The following is a 19,118-nucleotide window of genomic DNA, read 5'->3' on the forward strand; positions in this document are numbered from 1 at the left end:
GTCGTGCATGGCTTTCGCGTCGCCAAGGTCGACTATTTTTCCGATTCGCCGAACAAGCCGCTGGAGCCGGAGAATCCTGCCGACAAGGCCCTGACCCGGCTCATCGTCGACCTGCTCGGCGGCGCGCGCCGCGAAATCGTGCTGCAGACGCCCTACCTCGTCATCAGCCGCCCGGCGCGGCGCGTGTTCCGCGACCTGCGCGAACGCGTGCCGGACCTGCGCGTCATCGTGTCGACGAACTCGCTGGCCGCGACCGACGCGTTCTACGTCTACGCGCTTTCGCACAAGTATAAAAAAAGATACATCAAGCATCTCGGCTTCGAGATCCACGAATTCAAGCCGTTTCCCGGCGACGCGCCGCAGATGATCCAGGACTACGTCGCGCTCGGCGGCGCGCGCGCGAACCCGCCGCAGGGCGACTTCACACCGGCCCCGGTCGGCGAGAACCACGGGCCGCGCATCGGCCTGCACGCCAAGTCCATCGTCATCGACGGCCGGATCAGCCTGATCGGCTCGCACAATTTCGATCCGCGCTCGGACAACTACAACACCGAGTCGGGCTTCATCATTCACGACGAGCCGTTTGCACAGGCGCTGCGCGCGTCGGTGCTGCGCGATACCGAACCGCAGAACGCCTGGGTCATCGCGCGGCGGCCGCGGCCGCTGCTGGTCGAGCGCGTCAACAATGCGATAAACGACTTCTCCACCGCGCTGCCGCTGTTCGATTTCTGGCCGTTCCGCTACGCGACGAGCTTCGAGCTAAAGCCCGGCTGCGAGCCGCTGCGCACGAACGACCCGCGCTTCTACGAGTGCTACGAGGCCGTCGGCGACTTTCCCGGCGTGAACCTGCCGCTGAAAAGCATCTACACGAGGATCGTGACGGCGTTCGGCGCGGGGCTCGTCGGCATTCTCTGAGCGGCCGTATGCCGGGTCATTTCCGTCCGTTCCGGCGTGCGGGTCTGCTACTGCGGCAGGACACCGGCGCGCGCGCGTGACGCCGCTGCGCAGCGCGCCAACGTTGAATTGACGCCGCGACCCCGCACTGGCTAGTCTGCGAAATCTCCGCCTACCCGAAGACCAGCCATGTCTCTGACCATCACGATCGAACTCGGCGATGCCGATCTGCAGCACTTCATCGACGGCATGAAGAAGGCGCAGGAGGAAACCAAGCACCTCAGCGCGCAGCAGATCACCGATGCGGCGCGCAAGCTCCTCGCCGACTCCCACAGCGTCGCGGTTCCGCACTTCATCGCCGAGCGTCTCGCCAAGCTCGACGCGATGATCGCGATGGTCCACGACGCCGGCTGGGCGCTGCCCGACGAGGACAAGACCCGCGTGCTGTCGGCGCTGACCTATTTCGCCGATCCGAAGGATGTGATCCCCGACACCGTGCCGGTGCTCGGCTTCCTCGACGACGCGATCATGATCGAGCTCTGCGTGCGCGAGCTGAAGCACGAACTCGACGCGTACGACGATTTCTGCGATTTCCGCAACGCCGAAGCCGCCCGCCTCGGCATCGATCCGGCCAGCCACGAAGTGGAACGCGCGCGCTGGCTCGAAGGCCGCCGCGAGGAACTGCAGGACCGCATGCGTCGTCGCCGCCGCGATTCCTACAGCGGCAGCGGCGGTTCGTGGAAGCCGGCGCTGTTCAAGTTCGGCTGATCGCCTCGCCTGGCGAGCAACGAAAAACCCCCGGCTTGCCGGGGGTTTTTTCGTTGCGGCCGACGCGTGTCGATCAGCGGCCGTAGCTGTTCATCAGCGAGGCCATGACCACGAACCACGCGATGATCATGATGCCGCTGAGTACGAACACGCCGATGTTCAGCGCCCAGCCGTACCACGGCATCGGTGGACGCTCGAGCTCGTGCTCCTGGCCCGGCTCGACCGTGTTGAACACGACGCAGGTGTTGGCCATGAGGTCGTGCAGCGCCTGTTTGCGCTCGGTGAAGCCGGCCATCATGTAGCCGATGTACAGGATGATGTTCGACACCGCGCCGCCGAAGAAGCGGCCGGTCGCGCGCGCGAACGAGATCGGCTGGCCGTAGTCGTCGGTGACCTTGAGGCCGAACGCCTGCTTGCCGAGCGTGGCCTGGTTCGGGCCGCTTTCCATCAGCGCGAAATACAGCCAGCGGCCGACGTAGAACAGCAGGATGCCGAGCAGCGGAATCAGGTTCAGCAGGATCGCCGGAATGATCAGGATGAAATTGTCGAGCGTGTAGGCGGCGAAGCGGCGCCAGAAACCGGCATGGATCGCGTCGCCGGCCGGCAGCGGCATGCCGGCTTCGATCATGTCGCCGCCGCGGACCAGCGGCGCGTCGGGCGCGGCATAGGGCGAGGCATACGGATCGGCGGCGGGCATGGCCGGCGGCATCACCGCGGTTTCCGCGGGCGAGGACGGCATCGAGAAACTCGGCGGCGGCACGCTCGGACGCGGCGCCGGCGGCGGTGCGGCTGCCATCGGCGGCGGGGGCGGGGGCGGCGCGGCTGCGGCGGGTGCGCCCAGGCGGCTGAACGCGCCCCAGCTGCTCTCGCCGACCTTGGTCACTTCGACATTTCCCGACCAGTCGCCGGTCGCGACCTTGCTTTCGACGAAGGTGTGCGGCATCGGCCCGCGCGGCTTGCCGCCGATCACGGCGAACAGGCTGCCGCGGTCGTCGAGCACGTGGATCTCGCTGTCGGCGCCGATGCTGCGCAGTCCGTCCTGCAGGCCCTGCAGCTTGCCGAGGTCGTCGCTTTCCTTCAGCGTGACCGGTGCCCGCGGCACGAGCTTGGTGCTGACGTTGTCCGGCTCCATGCGGAAATAACTGGCCAAAGCCGGCCAGACCGTTTCCGCGGCGTGACCCGGCAGCACAATGCCGGTCAGCACCAAGGCGTGTTTGGTGTTCTGCATGAAATTCCCCGTGGATGCAGGCACGCCGGGCCGGCGCGCTGGCCCGACTTTACCGTTTCAGAACGCTCGCGCAACCCGAACCGAACGCGCCAGGCGCGCCTTCAGCGCTCGACGATTGCGGTGACGCCCATGCCGCCCGCGGTGCATATCGAGATCAGGCCGCGGCCGCTGCCTTTTTCCTCGAGCAGCTTGGCGAGGTTCGCGACGATGCGCGCGCCGGTCGCCGCGAACGGATGGCCGTGCGCGAGCGACGAGCCATTCACGTTCATCTTCGCGGGATCGATACTGCCGAGCGGCGCGTCGAGGCCGAGGCGATTCTTGCAATAGTCCGCGTTTTCCCAGGCGCGCAGGGTGCACAGCACCTGCGCCGCGAACGCTTCGTGGATTTCGTAGAAGTCGAAATCCTGCAGCGTCAGGTTGGCGTCCTTGAGCATCTGCGCGACGGCAACGGTCGGCGCCATGAGCAGCCCCTCGCCATGGACGAAATCGACCGCGGCGACTTTCGAGTAGGTCAGATAGGCCTGCGCCGCGAGTCCCCGTGCCTGCGCCCAGGCATCGCTGGCCAGCAGCACGGCCGACGCGCCGTCGGTCAGCGGCGTGGAGTTGCCGGCGGTCAGCGTGCCCTGGCCCGAAGTCTTGTCGAAGGCCGGTTTCAGCGTGGCGAGTTTCTCGAGCGTGGTCTCGGGACGCAGGATGTTGTCGCGCTCGACGCCGCGGAACGGTACGACGAGATCCTTGTAGAAACCGCGCTGATAGGCCGCGGCGGCTTTCTGGTGGCTTTCCCAGGCGAGCTTGTCCTGGTCTTCGCGCGAGATCTTCCATTCCTTGGCCATGAGCTCGCAGTGATCGCCCATGGACTTGCCGGTGCGCGGTTCGGCCACGCCGGGGAAATGCGGCTTGAGTTCGCTGAAGCTGAAGCCGCTCAGGAAGGTCTTGAGCTTGTCGAGCGGAGTCTTCGCGCGCGCCGCCGACAGCAGGCGCTGCTGCAGCTTGCGGCCGTAGACGATCGGCACGTCGCTGGTCGTGTCCGAGCCGCCGGCGACGCCGGCCTCGATCTGGCCCATCGCGATCTTGTTGCCGATGTGGATCGCCGTGTCGAGCGAGGTGCCGCAGGCGCGTGCCATCGTGATGCCCGGCGTGGTCGGCGCGAGGCCCGACGACAGTGCCGCCTCGCGCGCGAGGTTCCAGTCCGACGAATGATGGATGACCGCGCCCATCGCGACTTCGCCGAGTTCGACGCCGTGCAGGCCGAACTTCTCGACGAGCGCGCCCAGCGTCTTGATCGACATGCCGAGGTTGCCGACGTCGGCATAGGCCGTGTTGTTGCGACAGAAGGGGATGCGTACCCCGCCGATGATGCCTACGCGTTGCTTGCTGCTGCTCACGATTCGCCTTCCTGCGGCTGAGGGGGAAGCGCCTGCTATCATCAGACGTTTCACGGTAGTTGCTTATTCTATGCCGTACGTTTTCGATCTTGACAGGCTGGAGTCGCTGGCCGCGGATGCGGCGGCGTTTCGCGACGCCGACCCGTATCCGCACGCCGTGTTCGAAAACTTCCTGAAGCCCGCGGCCGTGAACGAGATCGCCGGCGCGTTTCCGAAACCGGAAGACCGCCTGTCCTGGGACCGCTTCGGCGCGGTCGGCTACGAGGTCAAGCTCGGTTCGTCCGACGAAGTACGTTTTCCGCCGGCACTGCGCCGTGCGATCCACGACCTCAATTCCGGGCCGTTCATCCGCTTCCTCGAACGCCTGAGCGGCATCGATCACCTGCTGCCCGATCCGGGCCTCGTCGGCGGCGGCATCCATCTGAGCCGCCAGGGCGATCATCTCGGCATCCACGCCGACTTCAACTGGCACGAAGGCCTGCAGGCGCACCGGCGCCTGAATCTGCTGATCTACCTGAGCCCGCACTGGCAGCACGGCTACGGCGGCGAGCTCGAACTCTGGGACACGACCGGTACGCGCCGCGTGCGCACGGTCGAGCCGCTGTTCAACCGCGCGGTCGTGTTCGCGACGCGCTCGGACACCTTCCACGGCCACCCGAACCCCTGGGCCGCCCCCGACGGCGTCTACCGCCAGTCGATCGCGCTGTATTACTACACGACCCGGCGCCCGGCCGGGGAAGCCCGGGAGGCGCATGGGACTTTGTATAAAGGGTACAACGCGTAAAAAGCGAGAAAGAGTGCAGGGGAGCGGGAAACCGGCAAGAGCTGCCTCGGCTAGCTTTTGCTTTTTTCTCACGCCTCTACACGCTTTCCTCCTTCAACGCGCGTGCGACGCCAACGCCGCGATCGTGTACGACGCGCGCAAGCCTTCGGCCGGCGCGGCCGGCGGATATTCCTTGCCGGGCAGGAAGCTCGAGCGCTGGGCGATCAGGCGCACGGTTTCGTGGCAGAGCGCCGTCGATTTCGTCGGCATGCCGACGATGCTGAATTCGAGCACGCCGCGGCGGCCCAGGCGCACGGCGTGGCAGTCGACGACCTGTTCGTCGGAATTGGCGAGCACGCGTTCCTCGACCCAGTCGATCACCTGGCCGTCGAACTGCGGCGCCGCCGCGTAGCCGACCAGATCGCCTTGGCTCGTCATCACGCGCGGTGCCGGTGTCTTGTTCGCGAGCGCGGCGTCGAGCAGCGCGGGACCGTCGAGCGGTGCGGCGCCGACCCAGCCGTCGCTGTGCCAGCGTGCGGTCACGTGCCACGCGTCCGGATCGGCGAGCGACAGGCGTTCGTGGATGATCCAGGCGAGGCCGCGCGGATCCTCGGTGCGGCCTCGCGACTGGTCGAGGCGGCGCGCGTCGGTCGCGCTGATCAGGCGGAATTTCGACGGCACGTCGATGCTGACGCCGATCGCGTCGCGCGTGTAGGTGCCGCGATTGAACACGGCGCGGCGCGCGGCTTCGGCATAGCTCAGGGTTTCGACCGGTCGTTCCTGCGCGGCGACCGGGCGCGGGTTGTCGAATTCGGCGTCGCGCGGCTGCGTGTCGACCGCCGCTTCGCCGCCAGGGCCGGACTCGTCGGAATACTCGACGCCGCCGTTCTGTTCTTCGATCTGCTGCATGGTCCTCAGCACGACCTCGGGATCGTCGCTGAGCAGACCCTTTTCCTGTTCGGGCGTGAGCTTGTCGCCGTCCTCGCGCATCGCCTGCACGAGCGCCTGGCGCTCCTCCGGCGTGCCGAGCATGTCCTTCGCCACGCGCGTCGCGCCGTAGTAGGCGATGCCCGAACAGACGAGCATGCCCAGTACATGGAAGCGGATGTTGTGATCCGGCTCGTTCCAGTACTTGATCATCGCGACGATGAAATAGAACGGCAGCAGCAGGGTCAGGATGCCGTCGAGCGCGCTGGCGCGCCACACGCGCACGACCATCAGCAGCACGAACATCAGCGACAGCGCATAGCCGATCAGCATGATCTTCATGGGTAGGCCTCAGCGAGCGGTGACGGCGGCGATGTCGCCGCGCGGCACGGAGTAGCTGAGATCGCGCGACGGCAGCTGGATCAGCAGCGTGACCGCGTCGCGCGTGACCGCGGTCAGCGTGCCGATGTAGACGCCGCGCTGGCGCGTCTCGACGGCGACGCGCTGGCCGACGAGGCTCGTGACCGTGTCGTTCTCGGCCTGGGCGGCCGCGGCTTTCTTGTCCGCCTTCGACGGCGCTGCCGGCTTGACCGGCGCGGCCGGCGCGTTCATGAGCTGCTCGACCTTCGCTTCGTCGGGCCCTGCGGCCACGGCACATGCGGCCGCGAGCCATCCTGCCAACATCCACATTGCCCGCATGAAATCGTGACCCTGCAAGACCGGCCCCCCGGAGAGACCGCCGATTCTCCGGGGCGTCCCGCAGTGCCGCAAGCGACTATGTCGACGCCGTCACAGCTTGGAGCTGCGCGAGGATCGCGCGCGCGGCCTCGCGGCCGTCGAGCACCGCGCGCACGACGAGATCGGCCCCGCGCACCATGTCGCCGCCGGCGAACACTTTCGGATTCGTCGTCTGCTGGCGCGCACGGCCCGGACCGCCGACGACGAGACGTCCGCTCGCGTCGACCGCGATGCCGTGCTCGGCGCACCACTCCGGCGGGCTCGCGAGAAAGCCGAACGCCTGGATCACGACGTCGGCGGCGAGGTCCTGTTCGCTGCCGGCCACGACGCGGCTGTGCGCGCGTCCGCCGGGACCGGCAACGAGTTCGGTCTGCGCGACGCGCACGCGGTCGGCGCGGCCGTCGCCGAGGATCGCGAGCGGCTGGCGCTGGAAGATGAATTCCACGCCTTCGTCGCGCGCATATTTCACTTCGCGGCGCGAGCCCGGCATGTTCGCCTCGTCGCGCCGATACACGCAGCTCACGCGCTGCGCGCCGAGGCGGATCGACGAGCGCACGCAGTCCATCGCGGTGTCGCCGCCGCCGAGCACGACGACGCGCTTGCCGGCGAGGTCGGGCATCGCGACGTCGCCCGCGGTCATGCCGAGCAGCCGCCGCGTGTTCGCGATCAGGAACGGCAGCGCCGAATAGACGCCGTCGAGTTCCGCGCCGGGCAGCTGAGCGTCGACCGAGGTGTAGGCGCCGGTCGCGAGAAACACCGCGTCGTAGCCGTCGACGAGCGCGGCGAACGGCAGGTCGCGGCCGATCTCGACGCCGAGCCGGAACGCGACGCCGAGTTCCTCGAGCACGGCGCGGCGCGTGCGCACGACGGACTTCTCGAGCTTGAACGCCGGAATGCCGAAGGTCAGCAGCCCGCCGATTTCCTCGTACCGGTCGAACACGTCGACGTCGACGCCGGCGCGGATCAGCCGGTCGGCGGCGGCGAGACCGGCCGGTCCCGCGCCGACGATCGCGACGCGCCGGCCGCTGCGTTCCTCGGTGTGCCGGCTCGGCCGCCAGCCGCGGCGCAGCGCCTCGTCGGTGACCCAGCGTTCGATGCTGCCGATCGTGACCGCGCCGAAGCCGCCCTGTTCGAGCGTGCAGTCGCCTTCGCAGAGCCTGTCCTGCGGACAGACGCGGCCGCAGATCTCGGGCAGCGGATTGGTCTCGTGCATCAGCGACGCGGCGTCTTCGATGCGCCCGTCGCGCACGAGCTGCAGCCACTGCGGAATGCGATTGGCGAGCGGGCAGCCCCACGAGCAATACGGATTGCCGCAGTCGATGCAGCGCGCGGCCTGGTCGCCCGCGTCGCCGTTGGCGAAGCCGCCGTGGATCTCGCCGTAGCCGAGCACGCGGATCGGCACCGGCACTTCCTGCGGCAGCGCGCGGTGGAACTTGAGGAACGGAAACGTCTTGTCGCTCATGCGGCGCGCCTCAGGGCTTCGGCGAGCGCGTCGAGGCTCGCGGCCTTCGGCTTGACCAGCCAGAACTTGTGCAGCACGTCGCGGAAGTCGCCGAGCAGGCGCGACGTCCACGCGCTCTGCGTTGCCTCGATGTGATTGCGCAGCAGCGCGCGCAGATGCTGCAGGTGGTTTTCCATGCCTTCGAGCGAAATGCGGTGGATGTCGACGAGTTCGTGGTTGTAGCGATCGACGAACTCGCGCTCGAGATCGAGCACGTAGGCATAGCCGCCGGTCATGCCCGCGCCGAAATTCAGGCCCGACTGGCCGAGCACGACGACGGCGCCGCCGGTCATGTATTCGCAGGCGTGGTCGCCGACGCCCTCGACGACCGCGAGCGCGCCGGAATTGCGCACGCCGAAGCGTTCGCCCGCGCGGCCGGCGACATACAGCTCGCCGCCGGTCGCGCCGTAGAGACAGGTGTTGCCGACGATCGCACTGTGCTGGCTCGCATAGCGCGCGGTTTCCGGGGCGCGCACGACGATGCGCCCGCCGTGCATGCCCTTGCCGACGCCGTCGTTGGCTTCGCCGCGCAGCAGGATGTGCAGGCCGCTCGCGTTCCAGGCGCCGAGGCTCTGGCCGGCGCTGCCCGTGAGATGCAGTGCGATCGGCGCGTCGGCGAGGCCGGCGTCGCCCCAGCGACGTGCGATCTCGCCGGACAGGCGGGCGCCGATCGAGCGGTCGGTATTGGCAATCGCATAGTGGAAATCGCCGCCTTTGCCGTCCGCGACCGCTGCGGCCGTGTCCGAGACCATGCGCGCGGCGAGGCCGCCGGGCGCCGGCGGCGGCACGCAGGGACCGCAGACGTCGAGCGCGGCCGGCGCGGTCGCGTCGAGCAGGCCGTCGAGTTCGAGTTCGTTCTGCTTGCGCGTCACGCCCTGGATCCGGCGCAGCAGCGCGACGTTGCCGACCGCCTCGCGCAGGCTGCGCAGGCCGAGGCTCGCGAGCAGCTCGCGCGTTTCCTCGGCGACGAAGCGGAAATAGTTCTGCACCATCTCCGGGATGCCGATGAAGTGCTGGCGGCGCAGCACTTCGTTCTGCGTCGCCACGCCGGTCGCGCAGGAATTGAGATGACAGATGCGCAGGAACTTGCAGCCGAGCGCGACCATCGGCGCGGTGCCGAAGCCGAAGCTCTCGGCACCGAGCGCGGCGGCCTTGAGCACGTCGAGCCCGGTCTTCAGACCGCCGTCGGTCTGCACGATCACGCGGTCGCGCAGGCCGTTCATCGTCAGCGTCTGCTGGGTTTCCGCGAGGCCGAGTTCCCAGGGCGAACCCGCGTAGCGGATCGAGGTCAGCGGACTCGCGCCGGTGCCGCCGTCGTGGCCCGACACGGTGATGAGATCCGCGCCGGCTTTCACGACACCCGCGGCGATCGTGCCGACGCCCGCGTGCGAGACCAGCTTCACCGAGATCAGCGCGCGCGGATTGATCTCGCGCAGGTCGTGAATCAGCTGGGCCAGGTCCTCGATCGAATAGATGTCGTGATGCGGCGGCGGCGAGATCAGGCCGATGCCGGGCTTGGCGTAGCGCAGTCGCGCGATCAGGCCGTTGACCTTGTGCCCGGGGAGCTGGCCGCCCTCGCCGGGCTTGGCGCCCTGCGCGATCTTGATCTGCAGCACTTCGGCGCTGACGAGATAGGCCGGTGTCACGCCGAAGCGACCCGAGGCGACCTGCTTGATCTTGGAGCTGCGCTCGGTGCCGTAGCGCGCGGGATCCTCGCCGCCTTCGCCGGAATTCGAGCGCGCGCCGAGGCGGTTCATCGCCGTCGCGAGCGCTTCGTGCGCCTCGGGCGACAGCGCGCCGAGCGACATGCCCGCGGAATCGAAGCGCGCGAGGATGGCCTCGACCGGTTCGACCTCCTCCAGCGGCAGTGCCGGACCGGCGGGTTGCAGCGCAAACAGATCGCGCAGCGCCGAGGGCGCGCGGCCGTTCACGTGCGCGGCGTAGTCGCGGTAGCGCTTCGCATCGCCGGTGCGCACGGCGGCCTGCAGGCTGCCGACCACGGCCGGGTTATACATGTGGTATTCGCCGTCGGGTACGGCTTTCAACAATCCGCCCGGCGGCAACGCGTAGCTCGGATCGCGCGCGGCGGCGAGCTGCGCGCGGTATTCGGCCTCGATGTCGGCGAAGTCCGCGCCGCCGATGCGCGACGGCGCGCCCGGGAAGCACAGGTCGACGACTTCCCGCGAGAGCCCGACTATCTCGAACAGCTGCGCGCCGCGATAACCGGCGATCGTCGAGATGCCCATCTTCGAGATGATCTTGAGCAGGCCCTTGCGGATGCCGCGGCGGTAGCTGCGGCCGATCTCCGACGGCGGCTCGCCTTCGAGACCCTTGAGCTCGCCGCGCCGGTTCATGTCGAACAGCGTCTGGTAGGCGAGATACGGATAGACCGCCGTCGCGCCGAACCCGATCAGGCAGGCGAAATGATGCGGGTCGCGCGCGGTGCCGGTCTCGACGAGCAAATTGCAGTCGCAGCGCAGCTGCCGGCGCAGCAGGTGCGCGTGCACCGCGCCGGTCGCGAGCAGCGCATGGATCGGCAGCAGGCCCGGCACCGGATAGCGGTCCGACAGAAGCACGATCAGCGCGCCGCTGCGCACGGCGTCTTCGGCGGCCCCGCACAGATCGCGGATCGCCCGTTCGAGTCCGATCGCCGGGTCATAGTAGAGGTCGAGCTTCACCTGCGCGCCCTGCGCCTGCGGCAGCGCGAGAATCTGGCGCAGCTTGCGCTGCGACAGGATCGGCGAGTTCAGGATCACCTGACGCGCGTTCTCGGGCGTCAGCGCGAACACGTTGCCCTCGCGGCCGATCTGCGTGACGAGCGACATGACCAGGCGCTCGCGCAGCGGATCGATCGGCGGGTTCGTGACCTGGGCGAAGGCCTGGCGGAAATATTCGTACAGCGGCCGCGACTGCTGCGACAGCACCGCGATCGGCGTGTCGTCGCCCATCGAACCGGTTGCCTCGGATTCGTCCTCGGCCAGCGTCTTCAGCACCACGTCGCGTTCCTCGCGCGTCAGCGCGAACTGCTTCTGGAAGCGCGCGAGCATGTCCGGCGTGAACGGTTCGGCGGCCAGCGCCGGATCGATCAGATGCGATTCGAGATACGTCATCTCGTCGCGCAGCCACTGCTTGAACGGCGCGCGCGCGCGGTTGATGGCGTCGATCGCGCCGTTGTCGAGCAGCCGGCCCTCGACCAGATCGACCGCGACCATTTCGCCGGGACCGAGGCGGCCCTTCGCGACGATGCGTTCGTCGGCGATGTCCCAGATGCCGGCTTCCGAGCCGATCGCGAGATGGTCGTCGTCGGTCGTCAGCCAGCGCGTCGGGCGCAGGCCGTTGCGGTCGAGCGTGCAGGCGGCGTAGCGCGCATCGCACATGACGAGGCCGGCCGGGCCGTCCCAGGGCTCGCTGTGCAGCGCGTAATACTCGTAGAACGCTTCGAGGTCCTCGTCGATGGTCTCGCGCGCGTTCCAGGCCGGCGGCACGAGGATGCGCATCGCAGTCAGCAGATCGACGCCGCCGGCGAGCAGCACGTCGAGCATTTCGTCGAGGCTCTGCGAATCCGAGCCGTTCGCGCCGACCAGCGGACCGATGTCCGACAGCTCGACGAGCGGGGACACCATCTTCACGGCGCGCGCCGCGGCCCAGGTGCGGTTCGCGCGGATCGTGTTGATCTCGCCGTTGTGCGCGAGCAGACGGAACGGCTGCGCCAGCCGCCACTTCGGCATCGTGTTGGTCGAGAAGCGCTGGTGGAACACCGCCGCACTCGCGGCGAGCGCCGGATGCGCGAGGTCGGGAAACGCCGCGCGCAGCGCACCCGGTGCGGTCATCGCCTTGTAGGTGATCGTCGCGGCCGACAGGCTCACGATGTAGAAGCTCGGATCGTCGGCGAGCGCATGGCCGGCGCGCCGGCGCGCACGGAACAGCGCGCGTTCGAAGGCCGCCTCGCCGGCCTGCGCGATCGGTTCGACGAAGCCCTGCACGACGCGCGGCGCATGCGCCTTGCCCAGCGGTCCGCAGGCCGTTGCGTCGACCGGAACGTCGCGCCAGCCCGCGAACGCGAGTCCTTCCTCGGCGACGATGCGCTCGAATGTCGCGGTCGCCGCGGCGGCGGCGGCCGGGTCGCGATCGAGAAACACGAGTCCGGCCGCGAAGCGCGCGCCGAGCGCGATGCCGGCGTCGGCGGCCAGTGCGCGCAGCCAGTCGTTCGCGCGATACAGCAGGATGCCGCTGCCGTCGCCGGTCACGCCGTCCGCGTTGACCCCGCCGCGATGCGCCATGCGCGCAAGCGCGACGAATGCCTGATCGACGAGCCAGCGGCTCGGCCGGTTGCCGATCTGCGCGATGAGCCCGAAGCCGCAGCTGTCGTGTTCGAAAGCGGGGTCGTACAGGCGCGGCGTGTTGCGTCGCGTCATGCTGCAATCCTGGCGGTGCCGCGTGCGCATCGATCCAGTGCGATCGCCCGCGGCGTGCTTGGGTGGCGCAGTCCTTCGCACCCGGTGCAGAGCCCGCTGCTGCGCAGGGAGCCGACGCGCCGAGGCGACGGTCGCGATCCGGCTGCCTCTTCCGCACGTCGTGACGACGCCGGCGGCTGTTACAGCGCATTAACGAGCTACGACGTCGAATCAAACATAGATGCTGCGATGCGTCAAATAACCAAACTCGCCGTCGTTGCCGACACTTCGCAGAAGCGACCCGAGCAATCCATCGAATTGTCCGGGCATGCGCCGAGACGATGCGTATTCCACAAATAAGCATTGCCGCATCGCGGCGCGGCGGAACCGCGCAGCGGCGCGCGCTTTTGCCGGATGCGGTCCTGCGAAGTCGCTGTATCGCGGCCGGCGTGTCACCCGGAATGCGGGCGTTCGCGGTACAGTCGGGCGGCCACGGGACGGGGGGCCGGATGACTACGCGGATCGCTCAGTTGTCGGTGATGGTCGTCGAGGACCACAGCTTCCAGCGCAGCATTGCGCTGCGTCTGCTGGCCGGGCTCGGCATCGAGCGCGCGTTCGAGGCGGCGCACGGCCGCGAGGCGCTCGAGCGCATGCTCGCGCTGCAGGAAAAGCCCGACGTGCTGCTCGTCGACCTCGACCTGCCCGAGATGGACGGCATCGAACTCATCGGCCATGTCGCGAGCCGCCGGCTCGCGCGCGCGGTCGTGGTGCTTTCCGCGCTCGACCCGGCGCTGCTCAACACCGTGCAGACCATGGCGCGAGCCTCGGGACTGCGCGTGCTCGGCGCGGTCGAAAAACCGCTGACGGCGGCCAAGCTGCTGGAAGTGCTGGCGCATTTCCACAACGAACCCGAAGAGCACGGTTTTCTCGCGCCGGTCGAGATCGACCGCGACAGCCTCGTCGCGGCAATCGAGGCCGAGGAGATCGAGCCCTGGTTCCAGGCTCAGGTGTCGATCGCGAGCGGCCACGTCGTCGCAGTCGAGGCGCTCGCGCGCTGGGTCCGCGGCGATCAGGTGCTGCTGCCCGCGCAGTTCCTGCCGCAGATCGAACGCGAAGGACTCATCGACGCGCTGACCGAAAGCATGCTGCGCAAGTCCTGCCGCTGGCGCACGCGCTGGGCTGCCGCGGGTCTCGACCTGCGCCTGTCGGTCAACGTCTCGATGCTCAATCTCGCGCGCGTCGACACGGCCGACCGCTACCAGCAGATCGTGCAGCAGGCCGGCGTGCGCACGCGCGACGTCGTGCTCGAAGTGACCGAGGGCTCGGTCATGGGCGAGGCGGCGAGCGCGCTCAATGTGCTCGCGCGCCTGCGCCTCAAGGGCTTCGGTCTTGCGATCGACGATTTCGGCACGGGCTATTCCTCGCTGTCGCAGCTCTCGCAGATTCCGTTCACCGAACTCAAGATCGACCAGGGCTTCGTCACCGGTGCGGTGCGCCAGCCGCGCAAGCGCGCGGTCGTCGAGACCAGCCTCGAACTCGCGCGCAAGCTCGATCTCGACACGGTCGCCGAAGGCGTCGAAACCGTCGACGACTGGCAGATGCTGGCCGAACTCGGCTGCGACTACGCGCAGGGCTATCTGATCGGCCCGGCGGTCTCCGGAGCGGCGCTGGTCGAGCAGGTCCGCCACTGGAGGTCGCCGCAGATCTCCGTATGAAGCCGGGCCTGCTCAAGCTCAGCATCCGCCAGCAACTGCAGGGCCTGTTCGGCCTGCTGCTCGTGACCGGCATCACCGTGCTCGTGCTCGACACCATCAACGAGCGCGCGACGGTTGCGACGATCACGCGCGTGCGCGAGGACTCGCTGGCCGGCCTGCGCTACGTCAAGAGCATTTCCGACGCCTACGGCATGGACGTCGTCGACACGGCGTTCCGCGTGCGCAACAGCCTCATGGGCTGGGAGCAGGGCGTGGAGGTCATCGACCGCGCGTCCGAGCGCATCCAGGATCAATGGGACAAGCTGCTCGCGACGAATCTCACCGAAGTGCAGAAGGCGCTCGTCGACGACATCCGCCGCCAGCGCGAGAGCGCCGACCGCGCCGCGGCAAAACTTCGCGCGATCCTGAAATCGCAGAACATCGATGACCTCGGCCGGTTCGCCGACACCGAACTGTATCCCGCGATCGATCCCGTCACGACGCGTCTGAAATTCCTGTCCGAACTGCAGATGATCACCGCGAACGGCAATCTCGACGCCGACGCGCGGCGCACCGCGCGCATCGGCTTCTGGCGCGTCGCGCTGAGCCTGTTCGCGTTCGCGATCGTGTTCGCCGCGGGCCGGCGCATCCTGCGGCACATCTATCGCGGTGTCGAAAAACTCGTGCAGCTCGCCCACGCGACGCGCACCGGCGACTACGCCACGCCGATCGGCGAATGGCCGCGCGGCGAACTCGGCCAGGTCGCGCAGGCCTTCGTCGAGATGCGCGAGACGCTCGCGCGCAACGAAGTGGAACTGCGCCACTCCGAGGCGCTCGCGACCGAGGCCAACCGCGCGAAGACCGCATTCCTCGCGGCGATGAGCCACGAAATCCGCACGCCGATGATCGGCGTGGTGGGCATGCTCGAACTGCTCTCGCATACCGACCTCGATACGGAACAGCGCCGCTGCGTCGACGTCATCGACACCTCGGCGCAGGCGCTGCTGCAGATCATCGGCGACATCCTCGACTTCTCGAAGATCGAGGCGGGCCGGCTGGAGATCGCGAACGCGCCGACCGACCTGCGCCGACTGCTCGAACAGACCGTCAACAATTTCCTCGGCGTGGCGTCGGCACGCGGCCTGTCGCTGACGCTCGCCGTCGATCCCGATGTCGCCGCCGCGCATGTCGTCGACCCGCTGCGGCTGCGCCAGATCGTGTCGAACCTGCTGTCCAACGCGCTGAAGTTCACGCACAAGGGTGGCGTACGCATCGAACTCGAAAAGCTCATGGACGACGACGCGACGCAGACGCTCGCGCTGCGCGTGCATGACAGCGGCATCGGCATCGGCCAGGAGCAGCAGGACAAATTGTTCATGCCGTTCGCGCAGGCCGAGGCCGGCACGGCGCGCAGCTATGGCGGCACCGGGCTCGGCCTTGCGATCAGCCAGCGCCTCGCCGCGGCCATGGGCGGCGAACTCGGCCTGCGCAGCCAGCTCGGCGAAGGCACGTCGGTCAGCCTCGTGCTTGCGCTGCCGACGGCGAGCGCCGACTCACTCGTCGTCGAAGCCGCGCAGCCGCGCCGTGCCGCGCGCTTTCCGCAGCGCGCCGCGCCGAGCGTCGAGGATGCGGAGCGCGAACGCAGCCTGATCCTGCTCGTCGACGATCATCCGACCAACCGCGACGTCATCGCGCGCCAGCTCGCCAAGGCGGGCTATGCCTGTCTCAGCGCCGACGACGGCGAGGAAGGCCTGCAGCACTGGCGCACCGGCCGCTTCGCGCTCGTGCTGGCCGACATCCACATGCCGCGCATGGACGGCTACGCGATGACCGGCGCGATCCGCGCGACCGAACGGCGCGAAGCGCGCGCCCGCACGCCGGTCATCGCGCTGACCGCGAACGTGACCAAGGGCGAAGCGGAACGCTGCATCGCCGCGGGCATGGACGACTTCCTCGGCAAGCCCGTGAGCATCGCGCAACTCGCCGCGAAGCTGCGCGCCTGGCTGCCGCACGTGCCGTTTCCCGACGACGCGGCACGCGGCCCGGACGATGCGCTTCCGGCGTTGCCGGGCCGGATCGATCGCAGCGTGCTCGACGAAATCACCGGCGGCGACGCGCAGCAGGCCCGCGAGCTGCTCGACGAATTCGTCGCGACCGCGCAGAGCGACCTGCTCGCGCTCGAACAGGCGCTGGCCCGCGGCGACCGCGCTGCCGCCGGCCGCGAAGCGCATAGGATCAAGGGCGCGGCGCGGCTCGTCGGCGCGGTCGAACTCGCCGACTGCGTCGCCGCGGTCGAACAGGAATTGCGCACGGCCGATGGGCGAGGAACGCCCGATCTTGCGCCGCTGCGCGCGGCGCTGGCGGGCCTGGAGACCGGAAACTAGAGGAAGCGCTGTTCGTAAGAACCCGAGACGGCGGGAAGCGGCGCTGACCGTGAGCAGAAAGTAGAGAAAAGGAGGTGGCAGGAACCAGAGAAAGCAGCAGGCGGAAGGCGCAGCACGCGCGCGTTCGCCAGTTCCTACCGGTGTTCTTTCCCCGGTTACTCGCTAGAGCGCCTCCGCATCCGCCTCGCCCGTGCGGATGCGCAGTACCTGGTCGAGCTGATAGACGAAGATCTTGCCGTCGCCGATCTTGCCGGTGTTGGCGGACTGCATGATGGCCTCGACGACGCGGTCGCACATGTCGGCGCTGACGGCGACCTCGAGCTTGATCTTCGGCAGGAAGTCGACGACGTACTCGGCGCCGCGGTAGAGCTCGGTATGGCCCTTCTGCCGGCCGAAACCCTTGACCTCGGTCACCGTAATGCCCTGCACGCCGACCTCGGCCAGCGCCTCTCGCACGTCGTCGAGTTTGAACGGCTTGATGATGGCCGTGATCATTTTCATGGCAGGAATCCTTGCGATGGAGCGGTGCGCGGGCGGCGCGTCGCCGCGACTATAGCCGAACCGCCGAACGCGCCGGCGCGCTGCCGGACGCGGCCATCTCGGAGATTTCCGAGCTGCGAACCAGCCGTTTCCGAGCGTTCGCCGGCGCCTCCTCGGCTACACTAGCCGCCGCTGTGCCGGCCTGATGCCGGCCCCGGGTTCGCCGCCCGTCCGCGAGCACCGGACCGCTTTTCGGAGATTCCCATGATCGACGCCCGCACCCTCGACGAACTCGCGCGCCGCGTGACCGACCTCATTCCGTCCGGCGTCGGCGCCGCGGGCGCCGATATCGCCGACAACGTGCGCGACGCATTGCGTGCCGGCCTGCGCAAGCTCGACCTCGTCACGCGCGACGAATTCGATGTCCAGCGCGCTGTCCTGCTGCGCACGCGCGAACTGGTCGAAGCACTCGAAGCGCGCGTCGCCGACCTCGAAACGCAACTGCAGCCGCCGCGCCACTAGCGGCCTGCGCGCCCTACCGCGGCGCACCCTCGCCCACTTCCACGATCGACTGCCGACACGCGGCGGCGGGGAACCCGCTGCGCGTCCGTTTGGAGTCCGCCGCCCGAGCCGCTCGGACGGCGGAGCCCGGCCAGGGATGGCCACCTTTGGGCGGGAATCGGAAATCGGGAACCGGGAATCGTCGGCGCATCGCGGCGCTGGCGCTCCTGCTCTTTCATGCGCCGTTTACCGTCGCACACCTCGCGTCTCCCAACCGTCGAAGCGCTACTTCTGCATTTTTGCTTCCTACGATTCTCGATTCTCCACGCTCCATTCCCGATTCCCATCCCCACGCTTGTACGCCGCGAAATCCACAGGTAGCTTCTGCCGGTCGCGAGACCGCACGGCATCCGTTGCGCCGTCGATCGCTGCCGTCGTCGCGGCCGGACGATTCACGTGTGTTTCCCATTGCCATCAGGGGAGTGTCCATGCCGCTCATCGATCTTCACGCACCGTTTTTTCTCGCTTCCGCCCTGCTGCTTTCGACCGGCGTCGCGTCGGCCCAGTCGGGCTCGCCGAACAGTCTGCAGAACAACGCGTCGCCGACCGGCGTGGCCGTAACCAACAGCGCCGCCACGACGGTGTACGCGAACCTCGTGCTGGGACAGCCGCCGGCGACGCCGCCGGCCGGCTGCAGCAATCTCGGCACGCAGATCACGAGCCTCAGCGATGCGCGCCTCGCGTTCACCTCGAGCGTCGCCGGCAAGACGGTGACTTTCACGCTCGTTCCGGGTGTCACCGACAAAGGCTCGTATGCGATGGACGCGGGCGAGACCATCACCTACACGCCGCAGACCTTCAGCTGTGGCACGGCGAACTGCAGCGCGGCGGTCACGTTCAACTTCTTCTTCACGCCGGCCAATGACGGTTTCACGAACAACAACGGCTGCAGCAACAGCGTGTTTCCGAATGCGAGCAATCTCGCCGAAGCGTCGATCAATTTCGGCGTGAACGGTTCGATCGGCTCGACCTGCGCGAACGCCGACGACACCGACATCAGTGCCGTCAACGGCGTCAACTCGATCATCAAGGTCGCCACGAGCGGTCCCGGCTGGCCGGCGGCGACGAGCACCGCGCAGAACGACGCGCTTGGCAAGAACGCGAACAAGCCCGGCGTGTTCGGATGGGCCGCGACGAACTGCAACGGCAGCCTCGCGAACTCGGGATATCCCAATCCGTCGCCGAGCTGCGCCGCACCGCAGAAAGCGCCGCTCGCCACGGGCAATCCAGCGGCCTGCAAGACGCCCGGCGGCACCGCCTATGCACCGATCGTCGGACCCGACGGCACGAAGTATTGCGACGAACGCAGCGATGCAGGCACCTGCAACAACCAGCGCGCGGGCTACGTTACGGGCGGTGCGATCCAGATCACCTATCTGAAACCGGCCTACTAGCGGCCCG

The 19,118-nt window shown here is 68.3% G+C and carries 14 protein-coding genes; 7 read left to right on the top strand and 7 right to left on the bottom strand.

The annotated features are described in order from the left end of the window. The coding region (locus tag VLF18_RS14915; protein WP_325280426.1) for a phospholipase D-like domain-containing protein at positions 1 to 915 on the top strand (915 nt) is incomplete at its 5' end. Positions 916 to 1,083: 168 nt separating this feature from the next. After that, a complete protein-coding gene (locus VLF18_RS14920) occupies positions 1,084 to 1,662 on the top strand; it encodes a YkvA family protein (protein WP_325280427.1) in 579 nt (192 codons plus the stop codon). 73 nt (positions 1,663 to 1,735) lie between these two features. On the opposite strand, the gene VLF18_RS14925 is transcribed toward VLF18_RS14920, so the two are convergent. Both VLF18_RS14925 and VLF18_RS14930 read right to left on the bottom strand, forming a co-directional pair. Continuing rightward, the gene (locus tag VLF18_RS14925) at positions 1,736 to 2,890 is read right to left on the bottom strand and encodes an RDD family protein (RefSeq protein WP_325280428.1); all 1,155 of its coding nucleotides are present in this window, start codon (positions 2,888 to 2,890) and stop codon (positions 1,736 to 1,738) included. A 101-nt stretch (positions 2,891 to 2,991) separates the two neighbouring features. Next, positions 2,992 to 4,275: an acetyl-CoA C-acetyltransferase gene (locus tag VLF18_RS14930; RefSeq protein ID WP_325280429.1), complete on the bottom strand. Its 1,284-nt coding sequence runs from the start codon at positions 4,273 to 4,275 to the stop codon at positions 2,992 to 2,994. 70 nt (positions 4,276 to 4,345) lie between these two features. On the opposite strand from VLF18_RS14930, the gene VLF18_RS14935 reads away from it, so the two are divergent. Beyond that, on the top strand, positions 4,346 to 5,059 hold the full coding sequence (locus VLF18_RS14935) for a 2OG-Fe(II) oxygenase (protein WP_325280430.1): 714 nt from the start codon (positions 4,346 to 4,348) through the stop codon (positions 5,057 to 5,059). A gap of 93 nt (positions 5,060 to 5,152) precedes the next feature. On the opposite strand, the gene VLF18_RS14940 is transcribed toward VLF18_RS14935, so the two are convergent. The 4 genes from VLF18_RS14940 to gltB all read right to left on the bottom strand — a co-directional run bounded on the left by VLF18_RS14940 (position 5,153) and on the right by gltB (position 12,619). Beyond that, positions 5,153 to 6,307: a DUF2167 domain-containing protein gene (locus tag VLF18_RS14940; RefSeq protein WP_325280431.1), complete on the bottom strand. Its 1,155-nt coding sequence runs from the start codon at positions 6,305 to 6,307 to the stop codon at positions 5,153 to 5,155. A 9-nt stretch (positions 6,308 to 6,316) separates the two neighbouring features. Further along, on the bottom strand, positions 6,317 to 6,616 hold the full coding sequence (locus tag VLF18_RS14945) for a hypothetical protein (protein ID WP_325280432.1): 300 nt from the start codon (positions 6,614 to 6,616) through the stop codon (positions 6,317 to 6,319). A gap of 124 nt (positions 6,617 to 6,740) precedes the next feature. Next, complete coding sequence (locus VLF18_RS14950) at positions 6,741 to 8,165, bottom strand: FAD-dependent oxidoreductase (protein ID WP_325280433.1); 1,425 nt, start codon at positions 8,163 to 8,165, stop codon at positions 6,741 to 6,743. Then, positions 8,162 to 12,619, bottom strand: a complete 4,458-nt coding sequence (gltB, locus tag VLF18_RS14955) for a glutamate synthase large subunit (protein ID WP_325280434.1) — start codon at positions 12,617 to 12,619, stop codon at positions 8,162 to 8,164. Before gltB ends, VLF18_RS14950 begins: the two co-directional genes overlap by 4 nt. Positions 12,620 to 13,107: 488 nt before the next feature. On the opposite strand from gltB, the gene VLF18_RS14960 reads away from it, so the two are divergent. Together VLF18_RS14960 and VLF18_RS14965 are read left to right on the top strand one after the other, a co-directional pair. Further along, entirely contained in the window at positions 13,108 to 14,313 is a 1,206-nt protein-coding gene (locus tag VLF18_RS14960; RefSeq protein ID WP_325280435.1) for an EAL domain-containing response regulator, read from the top strand. Then, a complete protein-coding gene (locus tag VLF18_RS14965; RefSeq protein ID WP_325280436.1) occupies positions 14,310 to 16,676 on the top strand; it encodes an ATP-binding protein in 2,367 nt (788 codons plus the stop codon). Before VLF18_RS14960 ends, VLF18_RS14965 begins: the two co-directional genes overlap by 4 nt. 162 nt (positions 16,677 to 16,838) lie before the next feature. Here the strand turns inward: VLF18_RS14965 and VLF18_RS14970 are convergent, their stop codons facing one another. Further along, the gene (locus VLF18_RS14970; RefSeq protein ID WP_325280437.1) at positions 16,839 to 17,177 is read right to left on the bottom strand and encodes a P-II family nitrogen regulator; all 339 of its coding nucleotides are present in this window, start codon (positions 17,175 to 17,177) and stop codon (positions 16,839 to 16,841) included. A 243-nt stretch (positions 17,178 to 17,420) separates the two neighbouring features. On the opposite strand from VLF18_RS14970, the gene ubiK reads away from it, so the two are divergent. After that, entirely contained in the window at positions 17,421 to 17,678 is a 258-nt protein-coding gene (ubiK, locus tag VLF18_RS14975; RefSeq protein ID WP_325280438.1) for a ubiquinone biosynthesis accessory factor UbiK, read from the top strand. 467 nt (positions 17,679 to 18,145) lie between these two features. After that, on the top strand, positions 18,146 to 19,111 hold the full coding sequence (locus VLF18_RS14980; protein ID WP_325280439.1) for a hypothetical protein: 966 nt from the start codon (positions 18,146 to 18,148) through the stop codon (positions 19,109 to 19,111). Positions 19,112 to 19,118 lie beyond the last annotated feature (7 nt).

The organism is Tahibacter sp. (genome assembly GCF_035481375.1).
Lineage (GTDB): Bacteria > Pseudomonadota > Gammaproteobacteria > Xanthomonadales > Rhodanobacteraceae > Tahibacter.